This is a genomic window from Aphanothece hegewaldii CCALA 016 (assembly GCF_003007785.1).
GTDB classification, from domain to species: Bacteria; Cyanobacteriota; Cyanobacteriia; order Cyanobacteriales; family Microcystaceae; genus Chroococcus; species Chroococcus hegewaldii.
On record NZ_PXOH01000038.1, the window covers coordinates 22,225 to 40,332 of the forward strand.

At 38.3% G+C, this 18,108-nt stretch carries 13 protein-coding genes; 9 read left to right on the forward strand and 4 right to left on the reverse strand.

Annotated features, from left to right (window positions below; genetic code table 11):
- The first annotated feature begins 71 nt into the window (after window positions 1-71).
- From C7H19_RS21780 to sfsA, 4 genes are all read left to right on the forward strand, one after another.
- The gene (locus C7H19_RS21780) at window positions 72-464 is read left to right on the forward strand and encodes a phosphomannose isomerase type II C-terminal cupin domain (RefSeq protein WP_425428923.1); all 393 of its coding nucleotides are present in this window, start codon (window positions 72-74) and stop codon (window positions 462-464) included.
- Between the two features lie 197 nt (window positions 465-661).
- Window positions 662-3,292, forward strand: a complete 2,631-nt coding sequence (gyrA, locus tag C7H19_RS21785) for a DNA topoisomerase (ATP-hydrolyzing) subunit A (RefSeq protein WP_106459023.1) — start codon at window positions 662-664, stop codon at window positions 3,290-3,292.
- Between the two features lie 324 nt (window positions 3,293-3,616).
- Window positions 3,617-4,984, forward strand: a complete 1,368-nt coding sequence (locus C7H19_RS21790) for an AAA-like domain-containing protein (RefSeq protein ID WP_106459024.1) — start codon at window positions 3,617-3,619, stop codon at window positions 4,982-4,984.
- 3 nt (window positions 4,985-4,987) lie between these two features.
- Window positions 4,988-5,737 (forward strand): DNA/RNA nuclease SfsA, encoded by a 750-nt coding sequence (gene sfsA / locus C7H19_RS21795; protein ID WP_106459025.1) that lies wholly within the window; start codon window positions 4,988-4,990, stop codon window positions 5,735-5,737.
- Here the strand turns inward: sfsA and C7H19_RS21800 are convergent.
- Window positions 5,732-7,159 (reverse strand): isochorismate synthase, encoded by a 1,428-nt coding sequence (locus C7H19_RS21800; protein WP_106459026.1) that lies wholly within the window; start codon window positions 7,157-7,159, stop codon window positions 5,732-5,734. The two genes, sfsA and C7H19_RS21800, sit on opposite strands and share 6 nt — an antisense overlap.
- Before the next feature lie 267 nt (window positions 7,160-7,426).
- Between C7H19_RS21800 and menA the strand changes: the two genes are divergently transcribed.
- Complete coding sequence (menA, locus tag C7H19_RS21805; RefSeq protein ID WP_106459027.1) at window positions 7,427-8,344, forward strand: 2-carboxy-1,4-naphthoquinone phytyltransferase; 918 nt, start codon at window positions 7,427-7,429, stop codon at window positions 8,342-8,344.
- Here menA and C7H19_RS21810 read toward each other — a convergent pair.
- Window positions 8,330-8,839, reverse strand: a complete 510-nt coding sequence (locus tag C7H19_RS21810) for a pentapeptide repeat-containing protein (RefSeq protein ID WP_106459028.1) — start codon at window positions 8,837-8,839, stop codon at window positions 8,330-8,332. The two genes, menA and C7H19_RS21810, sit on opposite strands and share 15 nt — an antisense overlap.
- A gap of 1 nt (window position 8,840) precedes the next feature.
- The gene (locus C7H19_RS21815) at window positions 8,841-10,247 is read right to left on the reverse strand and encodes an LCP family protein (protein WP_106459029.1); all 1,407 of its coding nucleotides are present in this window, start codon (window positions 10,245-10,247) and stop codon (window positions 8,841-8,843) included.
- A 367-nt stretch (window positions 10,248-10,614) separates the two neighbouring features.
- Between C7H19_RS21815 and C7H19_RS21820 the strand changes: the two genes are divergently transcribed.
- Genes C7H19_RS21820 through C7H19_RS21835 form a run of 4 tightly spaced genes read left to right on the forward strand, consistent with a single transcriptional unit; the run spans window position 10,615 to window position 13,525 of the window.
- Window positions 10,615-10,950 carry a XisI protein gene (locus C7H19_RS21820; RefSeq protein WP_106459030.1) on the forward strand — a complete coding sequence of 112 codons (336 nt, stop codon included), beginning with the start codon at window positions 10,615-10,617 and terminating at the stop codon, window positions 10,948-10,950.
- A gap of 10 nt (window positions 10,951-10,960) precedes the next feature.
- A complete protein-coding gene (locus C7H19_RS21825; protein WP_106459031.1) occupies window positions 10,961-12,556 on the forward strand; it encodes a B12-binding domain-containing radical SAM protein in 1,596 nt (531 codons plus the stop codon).
- Between the two features lie 40 nt (window positions 12,557-12,596).
- A complete protein-coding gene (locus C7H19_RS21830) occupies window positions 12,597-13,301 on the forward strand; it encodes a hypothetical protein (RefSeq protein ID WP_106459032.1) in 705 nt (234 codons plus the stop codon).
- An 11-nt stretch (window positions 13,302-13,312) separates the two neighbouring features.
- Window positions 13,313-13,525, forward strand: coding sequence for a hypothetical protein (locus C7H19_RS21835; RefSeq protein WP_106459033.1), 213 nt, complete (start codon window positions 13,313-13,315; stop codon window positions 13,523-13,525).
- A gap of 17 nt (window positions 13,526-13,542) precedes the next feature.
- Here C7H19_RS21835 and C7H19_RS21840 read toward each other — a convergent pair whose 3' ends face one another.
- Complete coding sequence (locus C7H19_RS21840; protein WP_106459034.1) at window positions 13,543-17,937, reverse strand: nitric oxide synthase oxygenase; 4,395 nt, start codon at window positions 17,935-17,937, stop codon at window positions 13,543-13,545.
- Window positions 17,938-18,108: the final 171 nt, after the last annotated feature.

Consider the following 18,108-nt stretch of genomic DNA (forward strand, 5'->3'; position numbering starts at 1 on the left):
AAATCAAGTATCGCTACTTTTTGAAAATAGGATAAACTAAAAATTAAAGTAATCTGATCCTTCTTTCAACCATGAGTGAGCAAGCCGACAATCTAAACCCAGAAATGCCTCTGTCTCCTCAAGAACTCGAAATGACGAGAACTCCACCTTGGGGCGCAGTAACAGTTTTAGAAGAAGGCCCCCGTTATCGAATTAATCGAATTGTGATTAAGCCAGGTAATCATATGAGTACCCAAATGCACTATCATCGCAGTGAGCATTGGGTTGTTGTTGCAGGAACAGCCAGAGTGATTTGTAACGGAGTCGCAACATTACTCAAACAAAAAGAATCAACCTATGTACCGATGAATACCGCCCATCGCATCGAAAACCCCGGCGTTATTCCTTTAGTGATGATTGAAGTTCAAAATGGAGAATATCTCGGTGATGATGATATTATCCGTTTTCCTGATGAAGAAACATAATCAGTCATCAGTAAACAGTCATCAGTAAACAGTGAGTGAATGGTCATCAGTCATTGATGGTAGCAATTGTGTTAAAATATTAATAACTATTGTAAAATTTGTGATCCAGCAGAGCAAAAAGCAGCAGATTTTTGTCTAAAAGGCAATAGATTCTATTTAATTTTTTAACATTTAATTCCTCGACGGAGTTTTTCTCTATGACTTTCGCCCAAGATCGGATTGTCCCAACAGATCTGAGTAATGAAATGTCTCGCTCATATCTAGAATACGCCATGAGCGTAATTGTAGGTAGGGCTTTACCGGATGCAAGGGATGGTTTGAAACCTGTGCATCGTCGCATCCTCTTCGCAATGTATGAGTTAGGTTTGTCATCTGATCGACCTTTCCGTAAATGCGCCCGTGTTGTCGGGGAAGTATTAGGGAAATATCATCCTCACGGTGATACAGCCGTTTATGATGCCCTAGTTCGGATGGCGCAAGATTTTTCGATGCGGAGTCCTTTAATTGCAGGACATGGGAACTTTGGCTCAATTGACAACGATCCACCAGCAGCAATGCGTTATACGGAATGTCGTCTACAAGCGTTGTCGAGTCATGCCCTACTACAAGATATTGAAGCAGAAACCGTAGACTTTATCGATAACTTTGACGGATCGCAACAAGAACCCGTCGTTTTACCCGCGAAAATTCCGCAACTCCTACTCAATGGTTCTTCGGGTATTGCCGTCGGAATGGCGACAAATATTCCTCCCCATAACCTAGGTGAATTGGTCGATGGTGCGATCGCATTAATTCAAAATCCCGAAATTTCTAACGCAGAACTCATTAAAATCATTCCTGGCCCCGATTTTCCCACAGGTGGACAAATTCTAGGAACATCTGGCATTAAAGAAGCTTATACGGGGGGACGCGGTTCTATTACCATGCGAGGTGTCGCCAGTATCGAAACGATCCAGCATCGAGGTAGACCCGACAGAGAAGCCATTATTGTAACCCAACTTCCCTATCAAACCAATAAAGCGGCTTTAGTTGAAAAAATTGCCGAACTGGTTAACGATAAGAAAATTGAGGGAATTTCCGATATTAGAGATGAAAGCGATCGTGATGGAATGCGACTCGTTATTGAACTCAAACGAGATGCTTATCCGAGAGTTGTTTTAAATAATCTCTACAAACAAACCCCCATACAATCTAACTTTGGGGCGAATATGTTAGCGATCGTTAATGGTGAACCTCAACTATTAACCCTCAAACAATTCTTAGAGGTTTTCCGAGATTTTCGCGTAGAAGTCATCATCCGCAGAACTCAATATGAACTCCGCAAAGCCTCCGAACGAGATCATATTTTACAAGGTTTATTAGTTGCATTAGATAACCTAGATGCCATCATACACCTAATTCGCGGAGCGGCTGATACAGCTACAGCCAAAGCTGAATTAGTCACTCAATTTGGTTTAACTGAAGTTCAGTCTGATGCGATTTTACAAATGCAGCTACGACGTTTAACCGCATTAGAAGCCGAAAAAATACAGGCCGAACACGAAGAATTACAAGCAAAAATCGCAGATCTACAAGATATTTTAGACAAGCGGGAACGCATCGACGCAATTATTATCGATGAAGTTCAACAAATTAAAACCCTTCATGCTAAACCTCGTCTGACAGAAATTGTTCTCTCTGAAGAGGAAATAGAAGAAGCTGATTTAATTGCCAACGAACAAGCCATTATTTTACTCACCGAACAAGGCTATATCAAGCGGATGCCTGCGAATACTTTTGGCGCACAAAGTCGGGCAACCAGAGGAAAAGCCGGGGCAAAAATTAAAGAAGATGATGTTGTAGAACAATTCATCAGTTGCAAAGATCACGATAATATTTTGTTCTTTAGCGATCGCGGTGTGGTATATACCGTCAATGCCTATCAAATTCCCGCTAGTTCACGAACCGCTAGAGGTATTCCCATCGTTCAAATGTTACCCATATCTAAAGAGGAAAAAATTACCTCAATGGTATCGGTATCAGAATTTACCGCCGACGACTATCTAATCATGTTGACGCAAAAGGGTTTCATCAAAAAAACCGCCCTATCTGCGTTTAGTCATATTCGTTCTAACGGTTTAATTGCCATCTCTCTAGAAGAAGGTGATCTACTTCGTTGGGTGAGACTCGCTAAATCTCAAGATAGTATTATTATCGGTTCTCATCAGGGCATGGCTATTCATTTTAAAGCCGATTCCCAACAATTACGACCTCTTGGACGAGCGACAAAAGGGGTAAAATCCATGAAGCTGAGGAAAAATGACAAACTGATCAGCATGGATATTTTACCAGCCCAAGTCATCGCTAATCTTGCTGCTGCTCCAGACATCGAGATTGAAGAAGAAGATACTCAGACGGATATTTTACCGACTCAAGTCATCGAGAATCTTGATCTTGAAGAAGATATTCAAGACGAAACCGAAGACCTTTTAGTAGAAGAAACAATTCAAGGGCCTTGGTTACTTGCTGTCACGGCTAATGGCTACGGAAAACGCATTCCTGTGACTCAATTCCGTCTACAAAATCGAGCAGGTATGGGGGTACGGGCGATCAAATTCCGCATCTCTGGTGACCAGTTAATCGCCTTACGAGTCGTAGATTCAGAAGACGAATTAATGTTAGTCACTAACCGAGGAATTGTGATTCGGCAAGCCTTACAAGCTATTTCGCTGCAATCTCGTACTGCAACAGGGGTAAGATTACAACGCTTGGATGGGGATGATGCGATCGCTGCCGTTGCCCTCGTTCCACCCTCTGAATTAGACTCAGAAGAAGGAGAAACCGAGTAAGTTTCTTCAAAAAACATTGTGATCGTATTAGGGGAAAAATTAGACTTTACCTGTACGATCACTTTAATAATTTCAGTAATTTGTTACTAGAATAGTTTTTAACTATTTAATACCAATTCACTTTTCCAATGCTACAGGTTTTGACCCCCCGCCTGCGGTTGGGGGGATCACTAATCAGGCTCTGTAGTCAAATTTTTTAGAATTGGTTTAATTTTGATTCATATTTTATCCTAAAAAATAATAAAAATAAATTTTTGAAAATTTTACGAAATTTAAAAGAAAAAATGTGTTGATCAAAGCATCAAAGCATGAAACATAAAAGCAATGATGCAAAGACAGCAAGATAAGCAGCGACGCAAACGAGGAGTAATTTTAACCATTCAAGGGCTAGAAAAACTGCTGCAAGCTAAGACACAATCAGAAATTGAAGACAATTTAGGGAGTCGATACACCTTAGAAGCTTTGAGTGAAAAAACGGGGTTAGCTGTTGATACACTAATGAAAGTATTGGCTTGTGAAGAAAAAGTTGATAAACAGACCTTAAAAACCTGTTTTAGAGCGTTTAAACTAATTTTAGACTCAAAAGATTATTTTTTTCCCGAACAACCCCTCGAATACAAGCAGATGTTTTCGGTTGGCTATGCTCAACAACCAGAACCCGAATTCCCAGAGGGGCAGATTTCTCTAGACTCTCCATTTTACATCGAACGATCAACCATTGAGGCTGATTGTTATAAGGCGATCGCTCAACCCGGTAGTTTAATCCGAATCAAAGCACCAAAACGGATGGGCAAATCGTCTTTAATGATGAGAATTTTAAATGATTCGGCTCAAAAAGGCTATCGTACTGTTTCATTAAATTTACAGTTAGCCGAAAAATCTGTACTACAAAATTTAGATACATTTTTACAATGGTTTTGTGCGTATATTAGTGCTGAAATGCAATTATCAATACGACTTAATGAATATTGGGATGATTTATGTGGTAGTAATATTAGCTGTAAGCTTTATTTTGAACAATATTTATTAGCGAATACTGAACAACCGATCGTTATTGGTTTAGATGAGATAGATTGCTTATTTTTGTATCCTGAGTTAGCCGATAATTTTTTTGCTTTGCTAAGAGTTTGGCATGAAGAAGCAAAAAACAAAGTAATCTGGCAAAAACTACGATTAGTTTTAGTTCATTCAACTGAGGTTTATTTACCTCTTAATCTAAATCAGTCACCGTTTAATGTTGGTTTACCGATTGCTTTGCCAGAGTTTACCTTAGCACAAGTGCAAGATTTAGCAAATCGATATCAATTATTTTGGTCAAATTATGAATGCGAAAAATTAATGCAATTAGTGGGCGGAAATCCTTATTTAATTCATCTAGCTATCTATCATATTTATTGTGAGCAAACGAATTTAGAGGAACTTTTTACTATTCCTTTTCATTCGGATCATTTTATCTACAAAGAGCATTTACAACGCCAATTGTGTAGTCTAAAACGAACTAGCCCCGATTTACTCAAAACTTATGCTAAAGTAATTTTGGCTGCTCAACCGATTGAATTAGATATTATTCAAGCTTTTAAACTACAGAGTTTAGGATTAGTTCGCCTACACAATACGAAAGTTTTACAAAGTTGTCAGCTTTATGCACAATATTTTCGAGAATATTTTAAGGAATTTTCTGAAGCAATTTAAACAATGATTACTGATTTTATTTATCCGTTTCCTCCACTGATTACAGGAAGATTAATTAAACGTTATAAACGCTTTTTTGCTGATATTGAGTTAGAAACGGGTGAAATAATTACGGCACATTGCCCTAATACTGGCCCGATGACGGGAGTTTCGACGCTTTTTAGTTTGGTACAAGTTTCACAACAAAATAATCCTAAACGTAAGCTTAAATATACGTGGGAAACGATACAAGTAAATCAAACTTGGGTAGGTATTAATACAGCACTGCCCAATAAAATCATTAAAATAATGTTAGAAAAAAGACTATTATCAAATTGTCTTGGTGAGTATGATTATATTTATTCTGAAGTCGCTTATGGAAAAGAGAAAAAAAGTCGTATTGATTTTTTATTAACTTCCGATAATCCTCTTGTAAAACCGATTTATATAGAGATTAAAAATACAACTTTGACTGATGGCAAAGTAGCTGTATTTCCAGATACAGTAACTACTAGAGGGCAAAAACATTTACAAGAATTGATGGATTTAGTCCCCAATGCTCAACCGATTATGCTGTATTTTATTAATCGTAGTGATTGTAGACAATTTGCACCAGGTGATTTAACTGATTCATTTTATAGCCAACTTTTTCGAGAAGCAATAACAAAAGGTGTTCAAGTATTGCCTTGTCGATTTGAAGTGGCTCCTCAAGGAATTCGTTATCTCGGAATAGCTGAATATTTACTCTATCAACCTAGCTTTAAACCCTTATAATAAAGCTTTAAGAAGGGCTTGAAATTTGAGTTGTATTTCTGCTAATTCTTTTTCGGGATCTGAACCCGCAACAATTCCCGCACCCGCATAAAGTCGAGCGTGATTATTTTGTATTAAAGCCGAACGAATTCCCACTATAAATTCACTATTTCCTTGAAAGTCTACCCAACCAATCGGAGCCGCATATAATAAACGATTAAACGATTCATATTGTCGGATTTGTTCGCAAGCTACATGAGTTGGAACGCCCGCTACAGCAGGTGTTGGGTGAAGTTTAGATATAATTTCTAAAGGATGAATTGAGGAATTCAATTGAGCATAAATCGGTGTCCACAGATGTTGAATATTTGAGAGTTTTAAGAGTTTTAAAGGTGATTGGTGAGGAAAGAGACCAAGATTTAATAATTGTTGGGTAATAAATTCACTTACTGCTTGATGTTCGCGGCGTTCTTTCTCACTTCTTAAGAGTTTTTGGGCTAAAATTGTATCTTCTGCGGGTGTTTTTCCTCTGGGAGCAGAACCCGCTAAAGCATCAGTTTCTAATTGATTATTTTCAATACTAATTAATCGTTCTGGACTTGCTCCAATGAAAGAGCATCCATAATTATTACTGACTGAAAAAATATAACAGTCTGGATGACGTTGACGTAAATTTTTTAAACAATCTACAACTTGAAATGACTCTCTTGAAATGACATCTAAAGCATGAGCAAGAACGATTTTACTAAACTGATTCAGTTCAATGGATTTTAAGGCTGATGTAACGGAATCTTTAAAGTTAGCAGATGGATAAATTTTATAGTTAACTGGATTAACAATATTAGATTTTTCATACTCTAAATTATGGCTTTTGTCAAGCATTTGTAAAAAATCTTGATGCTGAACAATGGTTTCTAAAATAGGAAAAAGATTTTGCTCAGGTTGAATTAAAATATTGATATTTAAAAAATATTCATTTTGCTTTTTAATAATTTGGAATTGCGGGAGAACGACATTAGCAGAAGGAAAAACTTTAGAATAGCTATCTGTTGAATCAAAAAAGGTGAAATAGCACAATAATAAAGGTGTAGCATTCAGAGATTCCCCGACTTTTGTAATTCTTCGCTTAACTCGTTCGATGAATTGTTGTGCTTTGGTAAAGCGATCGGTTGCGTTTAGTGTTAGAGAAGTTGCCACACCATAACTTAAAATAGCTTCATCTTTTCGCCGACTTTCCCAATAAAAATGAAACGGATAAGAAGCCGCGATCGCTTTTAAAACTCTTAAAGGATCAAGAGGTTTAATTTTTTGAGTAACACTGATAATTGGCGAATTTCCATTACCTGTTGATGTCTCTTGACAAGCGCAGAGAAATTGATACAGTTTTTTCTCATCTTGTAGGAGATTAACAGGATAAGGGATGACTGGTACAGCAATAGACATCGTAAAGTGATCGTAAAGTTATTTATAATTTTTTCTACAAAAACCCCAATTAATGATATGGAATTTTTGAAGATATTTGTTTAAACGATTATTGGCTGTCGGTTAGCCTAAAAAAGGCTTTCCTGTTTAACCCTTCTTAAACTATGGTATCGAAGATGGGCAAGATCGTCAGCTAGTTTAAGAACATTTGCGGGCTTCGCTCTCCAAAGAAAGAGACTGATACAATCAATAGATGTGGATTTTAGCGTAATTTCTAATTTTAGGAAGATGGTTACTACTCGTTTGACTAATTCGCCAAATAAAAAGTTATGGTTAGCTGCTATTAAACCCCCGATGTATAGCGTGGCAATTATGCCAATTTTAACGGGTTCCGTGATAGCTTTTAGTGAAACCAATCAATTTAATATCAGCATTTTTTTACTCTTTTTAATCTCAGCAATTTTGATTTTAGCTTGGGAAAATTTAAGCAATGATGTTTTTGATTCAGAAACAGGAATTGATCAAAATAAAGCTCATTCTGTGGTGAATTTAACGGGCAATAAATCTTTTGTTTTTTGGCTAGGTAATTTGTGTTTAGGTTCAGGAATACTGGGTATTTTAGCGATTACTCAATGGCAACAAGATCCAACCGTATTAGGGATTATTCTTCTGTGTTGTCTGTTAGGTTATATTTATCAAGGGCCACCTTTTCGACTAGGATATCAAGGATTAGGTGAAATTCTTTGTTTTTTTGCTTTCGGTCCTTTGGCGGTTGCGGCGGCTTATTATTCCCAGACACAAACCTTTTCTCAATCTAGTTTAGCAGCTTCGATTATTATTGGGATTACGACTTCAATTATTCTTTTTTGTTCTCATTTTCATCAAGCAGAAGATGACTTAGCAGCAGGAAAACGATCGCCAATTGTTCGTTTAGGAACGGCATTAGGCTCACAAGTGTTAACCTGGTCTACTTATAGTGTATATCTTTTCACCGTCTTATTTGTTTTACTGAAAATTTATCCAGTCGCTACTCTGCTGATTTTTGCGAGTTTGCCGTTTGCGCTGAAATTAATTAATCATGTCAGAACATTTCATGATCAACCCGAAAAAGTGAGTAACTGTAAGTTTTTAGCGGTTAACTTTCATTTCGTGAGTGGTGTTCTTTTTGCGATCGCTTTTGTGATCTCAAGTTTAACGACAACCTAAACTATCTCTCGTTGCAACACCAGTAACGGGGTTGACTCCATCAGCATATTTACACATCAAAGCAATTTGATAGCTATCAATGACCGCATCGGAAAAATCAGCCCCTGTAATAATCGTGTCATAAAAACGAGTCCGAGTGGCGATCGCATTGACAAAAATCGCATTTGTGAGATTAGCCAAATCTAAAGTAACTCGGTCTACTAATGCCCCAGTTAAATTGGCTCCAGTTAAATTAGCATTTAATAAAACGCCTTCGGTTAAAATCGAATAGGATAAATCCGCTCCTTCAAACGTTGCCCCTCTTAGATTCGCTGCCGCAAAAACCCCTCTTCTTAAATTTTGATGGGAAAAATCTTGATTAGCTAAATCACTGTAGGTGTGGTTAACGGTACTCTCTTGGGCGCTTACGGGTAATGCGTCGAGTAAAACCCATGCGATCGCCAGAATAATGATCAGTAATAAACTGAAAATACGAGACAGAAAAGATTTAAACATTTTATTTGAGAAGGTTAGAGGCATCTGATCCTAAACGGAGCGTTAGATCTGATTCTAAATCACCAGTCGAGGATGAGTCTACTTTCCCAAGTCCGAGAAATTCTTTTAAATTTGCCGCGCTTTCTGTATCGCCTTTTTGGGCTACTATTTCGGTCGTTGTTAGCCTTTCGGTGGATTCTTCGCGCAAAATATAAGCGTTAGAGTAACCTTCTTTTGCTAAATAATTTACCATCCGACGGGCTAAACCCGGTTCATCGGTAAGGTTTTGGACAGCAATGCGTAAACCTTGGATCGAATTAGAGCTATCATCTACAGTGTTAGATGTATCGAAATATTTTTGCATAATGCGAGCACTTTCTTCTTGATTGATCACCCAGTAGCTTTTCCCATCAAACTCATCTAATCCGCCAAATCTTCCAGGTAATAAGACCATTTTTAGCTGATCTTGCTCTAATGTTCGACCATAATTTGCTAAAGCTAACATTTCATCTATTGACAAATTTGTATCTATATGCTGTTGTAGAATAGCGATCGCTTGGGGTAATTTCGGTAAAATAGCGGGACTAAATAGACGTTTTTGTAAAGCTTTTAATAAAACTTGTTGACGTTGAACGCGACCTATATCACCATATTTTGTATTACGATAGCGGGCGAATTGTTCTGCTTGATCCCCGCTAAGAGTTTGTACACCTGGTTCTAGATGAATATCTAACTTTTGGGTAACATCTTTATAAGACATAGGAAAAGGAACATTAACCTCAACACCACCGACAAGATCAACTAATTGTTTAAAAGCTTCTGTGGTAATGCGAACATAGCGATCGACATTTACACCATCTAGGGTATCACTAACAACTTCTGCGGCTAAAGCTGGCCCACCTTCGACGTTAGCATCATTAATTTTAGTGTAGCCCACACCAGAAATTTTAACGCGGCTATCTCTAGGAATAGAAAGCATTTTCACAGATTGATCTTGAGGATCGATGCGGATCAGTAACATCGTGTCACTACGACTGTTAAACTGAGCATTAGGATCAGGATTTTTTTCCATTACCCGATCAATTCCCATCACTAAAATATTTACGGGGCGCGAAATTTGGTAATTTAAAAAAGAACTCCAGTTGTCTTCTGATGATTGGATGATTTTTTCACTTTCGGGAAATTGGGCTTTTTGTAAAATTGGGTTAGACTTAACAGATAAAGGACTCATGAGGGCGAGTGTTGCCCCAAGTGTAGCAGAGATAGCGGCGGTTGCGGCTAAACCCATTCCCCAAGCGAGTCCCCGATAGAAAGAGGAAAAGTTTTTTGATTTGCGAAATAGTGGAAGCGTGAAATTTTCCTCATATGTATCGTCATTGATTGTTTTCTTATTCAATTTTTTGGAAAATCTTTCTACACTATTTGCCATTTGTACCTCACCACCTGATGACCCTTGTCGGGTCTATTTTGCTAAATAAGAAGTTAATTTTACAGAAAAGTTCCCTTATACAGTAGCTTATTTCTGCTTTATTGGCGAGTTTTGCTGATTTTTCTCTCTTTGGTAGTATTTTGATACTATTAAGTTAGAATGGGTAAACAATTAATTTAGTTATTATGTTAATTCTCTAAACCAGCGTGAAATTGATTTCACGGCTAATAATCAAAGTACGTTAAAACGGACTAAAATTCTTAACATGAGTCGGTTTATAACCGACTTGCGCTTTGAGACAGGGATTTTAATCCCTGGCACTATTGATATTTTATGATTTTAATAACTATTAAAAGGTTATTACAAAATGGATAAAATAGAAAATTATCGCCAGTATATTCAGAAAGTTATTTTAGAATATGGACAAATGGGACAACCTATTGGCGACATAAAAACGGAATTTGTTTTTGATACAGTTAATGATCATTATCAGCTTATTCGTGTCGGTTGGAGAGATTATCATCGGATTTATGGTTGTTTCATTCACATGGATATTATTAATAATAAGATTTGGATTCAGTATAATGGAACAGAGGTAGATTTTGCTGAAGAATTGGTTGCTTTAGGTGTTCTTAAACAAGATATTGTTTTAGCGTTTCATTCTCCATCCTATAGACAGTTTACGGAATATGCCGTAAGTTAAAGACTTAAATATGTCTGTTTTTACTCAAGAACGTTTGCTCTTTTCGCCTGTTTCTCCTGATCTTGATGCTATTCCAATTATTTATGCTTTTCCCAATGAATATACGGTTGGAATTACTAGCTTAGGATATCAGATTATTTGGTCTACTTTAGCGATGCGCTCTGATGTTGATGTGAGTCGTTTATTTACGGATATTTCGGAAAGTTTACCCAGAGATCCTGAATTATTAGGTTTTTCGTTTTCTTGGGAATTGGATTATGTTAATATTCTTTCTTTATTAGAATCTTTAGATATTCCGCTTCATGGTGAGCAACGTAAAGATAATTATCCTTTGGTGTTTGGTGGTGGGCCAGTTTTAACGGCAAACCCTGAACCGTTTGCGGCTTTTTTCGATGTTATTTTATTAGGAGACGGCGAAGATTTATTAGATAATTTTATTAATGCTTATAAGGAAGTTAGAACAGCCGATCGCCAAACTCAATTACACCATTTAGCACAAGTTTCGGGGGTTTATATTCCCAGTTTATATACCGTTACTTATTCTACTCCAGATGGTGCAATTTCTAGCATTAATCCTGTTAGTTCTGATGTCCCTGCTTTTGTCCAAAAACAAACTTATCGAGGTAATACTTTATCAGCTTCAACGGTAGTCACTCCTAAAGCAGCTTGGGAGAATATCTATATGGTTGAAGTCGTCAGAAGTTGTCCTGAAATGTGTCGTTTTTGTTTAGCAAGTTATTTAACTTTACCTTTTCGTACAGCTAGTTTAGAGTCTTTAATTCCTGCTATTGAAAAAGGACTAACCGTAACCGATAGAATTGGGTTACTTGGTGCATCTGTTACCCAACATCCTGAATTTGAATCTCTTTTAGATCATCTTTCTAAACCAGAATATGATCATGTTAGACTTTCTCTTGCTTCAGTGCGGACTAATACTGTAACCGAAAAATTAGCCCAAACGTTAGCGAAAAGGGATACCCGTTCTTTAACTATTGCTGTAGAAAGTGGTTCGGAAAAAGTTAGACAAATTATTAATAAAAAACTGAAAAACGAAGAAATAATTCAAGCAGCGATTAACGCTAAAGCAGGTGGTTTAAAGAGTTTAAAATTGTATGGAATGGCGGGAATTCCAGGCGAAGATGATGCAGATATTGAGCAAACTGTCAAGATGTTAGTTGATATTAAAGAAGCTGCACCAGGACTTAGATTAACTTTTGGTTGTAGTAGCTTTGTGCCGAAATCACATACCCCGTTTCAATGGTTTGGAGTCAATAAAAATGCCGAAAAAAGAATCAAATATTTAGAGAAAAAACTTAGAACGCAAGGCATCGAATTTAGACCAGAAAGCTATAATTGGTCAGTAATTCAAGCATTAATTTCTAGGAGCGATCGACGTTTAACTCCTTTACTCGAACTTACTCGCTCTTATGGCGATACAAAAGGTAGTTATAAACGCGCTTTCAAAGAATTACGGGGTACATTACCTGATCTAGATTATTATGTTCATCAAAACTGGAACCTAGATCAGATTTTACCCTGGCAACATTTACGAGGCCCATTACCTCAAGAAACCCTAATTAAACATTTGAAAGAAACGGGACTGTAAAGATATAATTGTACTTATTGAAATTTTATAAAATTATAAAGTGTCGCAACGCTTATCTCCTCTAAAAATCAAACAATCTCTAGATACAGTAATACAACAAGCTATTCTTACTGAACCACTTCTAGCAAAAAGGCTCAGAGATTTAAAAAAATGGATCGCCACAAAAAAAGACGGTCTTTTAATGTCAAAAGTACAGGTTTTAGATCTGTTAACAGAGATTATTTTAGATAGTGAACTATGGCTTAACTTAATACAACTCTCGATTGATGAGCGACAACAAGTGTTAGATGAAGAATTATCCTCAGCCGAAAAATTTTGGATTGATGTGTTGTTTCCTTCTTGGTTTAGAGAAAATGATCCTCACTCTCCTATTTGGAAACAAAAAATAATGGCAGGAGAATTTAATCAAAATGATGTATTTTTAATTAATTACTTGCAACAAGATCTCAAAGAATTGGGAGGAGATTCGTTGTGGCGTTATATCCTTGATTTATCGATGGCAACAGATTTAGTTGTAGTAGGTAATCAAAAATTACCAATTTGTATACAACTTACGACTTTAGCTGGAGAGGGATTAACTAAAAAGAAAGAGAACTGGCAAAACATACAAGCTTATTGGAATATTAAGAGAGCTTTATTAGTTAGTTATTACCCTAAAGGCTTATGTTACAAAAGCTTGGCAAAAATCATCCTTAATGACAGTGACACACTTCCAGCCATTTGCTATATTAAACGTAGCGTCTAGGAGTTCTCGCCATGACTCAATCAACCAAATCTCAAAAGTTAGCCGATGCTTTATGTTCTATCAAAGCAGTTAAAAAATATCAGCTAGATAGACAAACTTATGGTGCTAACCGTGTTCGCTTGTATGTTGATGATGTTGACGGCGATTGGTTGAACAACTTTGATGAAAAAGAAACAAGTGAACTAGAAGAGCATCACTTGTCTAAGGATTTATGTGAAAGTTAGGTGTTATTTACAAGAATCTAAACATTTACTAAGACTTCTTGGGACTGCTGAACGCGATTAAGCCATTTTTCAGCTTTTGAGTAGTTATCTTTTTGTACTTGTTTAATGGCTTGTTTATAGTTCAATTGTACGCCCCAAACATCGGCAAAGAAACGTTTTTCTTGCTTCATGTTATTGAAAAATTCTACCGCTTCGATGTGAGATAGTTGTCCAACGGTTTTGGCGATCGTCATAAACACTTCAAAGACATCATCGGCCATTTTCGCATCACCACAGACATAATAGTGACACTGAGGATGGCTGAGTAATTGCCATAGTTCTGTTGCTTGTTCTTGGAGTAAAGTTTGTACATAGACTTTGCGATCGTTTAAGCGAGAGTAAGCAATTTCTAAACCAGTTAATACGTTTTGTTGCTGCCACTTGACTAATTGTTCCCCATAGAGTATGTCATTGTGATTACGACAGCCAAAGTACAGACAAGCTTCTCCGAGTGATATTTCCTGCTTTTGTAATGCTTCTCTGTATTGAAGGAAAGCAATGAGAGGCGATACACCTGTTCCAGGGCCAACCATTAACATCGGTGCAAGAGGATTAGCAGGAGGTCGAAAATCAGAGGTACGGGGAGAAATACGAACGCGATCGCCTACTTTTAAACCTGCTAAGTAATTTGAGCAAAGTCCTTGACGAGTTTTACCTGCATCGGTTGTAATTTGTAGCACTCCGACAGTAATTTGTATCTGGTTAGGATATAAAACGGGACTCGACGAAATAGAATAAAGACGCGGCTTTTGTTTCGGTAAAAGTTCTAGCAACGCTTCTAAGGTAATGGTTGCTGAGGGAAACTCGTCAAATAAATCAGCAACACTCATGAATTGATCTGTAATGGTTTTCTTCAAGGTAAGACTATCGGGATGATCTTCCCCTTGCCGCAAAATTTCCAGCCAAGTTTCTAGACGTTGTTTCTCTTGCGGATGCTGTGCGGTTGAATATAAATAGCTCAGAATATCGTTAAATGGTTCCCGTAAGGCGAGATCGAGTTCTTCTCCTAAAACTTGACCAACGCTAGACGGAACAGCAATAGGGGGTTTATCTTCGGTTGTAGTATCATCTGATGCGACGTATTGAGCCGTAAAGTAGCTATTTGGAGTAATTCCGATGCGTTTACATAAGCGATCGACTAATTCTGGAGGATTACAAGGATATACCGCAACGTGATCACCTGTCTCGTACTGCAAATCTGTATCAGAAATGTCAAAAACAATATAGCGAGTGGAACGGCTACCGGGGATGACTTCTAGGAGCAATTCATCATTAGCGATAATGGGTACAGAATCACTGCTGACGGCTACAGGCGGACTCGATGCAATTTCTGCATCACTTAAATAAGATACAGTCAGTTTTGGCCCTGTAGAAGTTGTTGTATCTCCTGATGTATCATCTGCTCCTAAAACGCGAGAAATTAAGTTTAACCACTGTTTAAAGGTGTCGGCTTGTCCTTTGATTTCGTCTCCTTTATGGAGGGGTACAATACAATTAGCTCCCGCTTTGACCAAAGCTTTATCTACAGAAATTCCAGCCGCGCAAAAGTGTTCGTATACTGTACTACCAATACCCAGTACAGAAAAGTTTAAGCCATCTAGAGAACCCTTGGGCTGTTGTTTTAACCATTGCAAAAATCGTTTACCGTTACTGGGCATTTCGCCGTTACCAAAGGTGGAAGTAACGATCAAGAGCAGTTTTTCTGAGGCGAGGGTTTCCATTTTACACTCATCGAGTGCCATGACTTTCGAGTTAAATTTCTGTAATTGCCGTGCTGCTTTGCGGGAAAAACCTTCGGCTGTACCAGTTTCAGACGCATACAAAATCAGAATACGGTCTTGCTTGTTTCCATCCTCATCAGCGACAACCGTAAGCTTTTCTAGATCGATGCCGTCTTCGACATCCCAGCGATCGGCCGCATGGTGATAAGCTGGTTCTAGGTAAAAATCACGCATTTGATGGTGCCACACGGGACAAGCACTACCACCGGCGGCAGGTACGACCCAACCAAAGTCACCAGGACACTCACGACCTGCTTTCTTTTCCCGTAAGTCATGGGTGAGGAATTGACGGGAGGCTGTCTGATGATCGACCATTGTTACCTTAGCTTTTTGGAACGAGTGCAGGATCGCAATATTCAGTTCAAGGGCTACACGATCGCGCCATAAAGTCTGTTCTGAGCTAGTATCGAGTTTCAGGACTTTAGCTATTTCCTCCATTTTGTTGTAACGGTATTCATCGAGGAAATCGCGCATAATCTCAGTATCCATGTACCAGCCGTTGAAGGGGATACAACCGTAATTAATGCCGCCAATATGTACCGAAAAATTACTAATTGCAGGGATCGCATACCAACGCATTCCGAGATCTTTAAACTCTGGAATAGTCGGATGTTCTATATGCACTTCTAGTACTTCATCTTTTTCCCAATGATACATCTTGGGTTCTTGTCCTGGTACTTCAATGACTACAGGCAAGATATCGTATGCGGTTCGCGGTTCGGGGGGTTGCCAACCAAATTTGACGATCGCATCGGTTAAAGCTAGGTTTGCGGGATCACCCATGACGCTACCATCGGCTTGTTTATAGGCCGCATAACGATACAGTTGCGAATTCCAGACCCGAATGCCCCAGCGTTCTTTCGGTTGACGTGGACGAAAAGCGGTCATCGTAATTTGTAAATTACCGCCGTTTGTCGCAATTTTTACGTGTTCTTTGAGTTCTTGGAAGATTTCATCGGGATCAGTAACGTTACGGCGATCGCGTACTACCATGTTATTCCAGGCAATTCGTCCCACACATTTAGAAGCATTACGCCAGGCGACTTGTGCGCCATAGGCTAATTCTTCGTAGGTATGAGTATAAGTACCTGTTGCTTTGACTTCTTCTTGTATTTCCTGCCAACGTCGTGAACGATCTTCGCTTTCCCACGCTTGTTCACCTGCGATCAGATCAAGAAACTGTTTTGCCTTTTTCAATAGTCGTTCTTCATTGAGTTTTGGCAGTTTAATTACATTAATCACTCGCTCTAAAATTGTTTGCCATGCTTGCCGTAACTCTGGCGAAAAGTCTGGCACATACTTTTCAAACAAGGTGAACATTGTATCACCAATGGCAGGATAAGCACAGGTTGGAACATCAGCAAAGCTATGGACTTGCCCTAAAAATCTGAGTTCTTGCAGCATTTCTTCGCTACTACCACTTTGCAGACAACGCATCAAAAATTCTAAAGCTTGGAATAAGTGTAGCGAGAGATAATCCATGTCTGCTCGTCCAAAAATCGGCAGCACAAATGGATATTTCTCGAACAGAATTTGATAAAACTCCATCCCCATTTCCTGCTTATTTTGGCTAAATACCGACCAAGAGGCTATCATTTGTTGTAGCATTTCGGGGGGTAAAGCTTCTTCGTACCGACGAACGGCTGCTGCCATTGGTAAGATAATGTAAGTATTAAAAAAGCGATAAAGGGCAGAATTTGACCCTAGACTCAAGTTTTCTAGATCGTATTCTTCTAAATAAGGAGTCGACGGAAGCATCCACATCCAGACTTGACGCGCTTTAAGCCAGTGTTGCGATCGCATTCCCAGATCGGCAAACAACGCCCCATATTCTTCTACTGTATCGAATCCGTCTCCTTTTTCGGGCGGAACTCCCATCAATGGTTCGCCTATTATTATTTGCGTTTCGGGTTGAAGCTGATGTACGGCACAATCAAACAATTCATAAAAAAAATCACTCATACTGCCGAGTGCTTCACCAAATAAGTATTCTAACTCAGGTTCTTCTAACAACAGCCGTTTTAAAAATTTCTCCATTTGCAGTTCTTTCCAAGCACGAAGCTTGTTCCACACATCTTTAATAATGACTTCTTCTGAAGGGGATAAAGTCACGGCTTCTGGGAGTTCAACTGGTACTTGATTGTTGGTTTGCAGTCTGTGTCTTTTGTAACCGTTTTGGTTATTTAAGAGTGAAATGGTGTTATTATTGATCTCATTCGTACTCTGGGTCAAACGCGCTTTTAGTTTTAATTGTGGTGCTTGATTCCAAGTAGTGATCGGAAATTCTAGGTCTGTGTTGCTGTTCCCATTAAGGTATTCTTGGGTTTTAAAGGTAATTTCTCCCGCATCTTCCCAAGGATGGCTAATATCTCCTTCTCGATAGCAAAAGGTAATAGCGATCGTACAATCACCTTTATTCTTCAACTCTACCAACCAACTTGGCTGCATCCGAGCGAATAAGTCTTTTTCTAATAAATTCTGTCCCTCATTAGACAGAATTTTGACGCGACATTTATACTTGTAGTGGTTAGCAGCAGGAAAATCAGTAGCAGAGATTTCGCTGAGATGAATGATTCGTGAATACTCTTGCATATTGGTCGAGAAGAGGGAAATAAGGCTCAAGAGAATAGTTTAAGTCAAGTGTGTACCTTATAGCTTTGAATAAAGTCTTGAAATACCTATTTTCTTAGTGGGACTTAAACACAAATCAAGCCCAAATAAACCCTAAACTTGCTTTGTAAGAAGCAAAGACATCCCTATTTT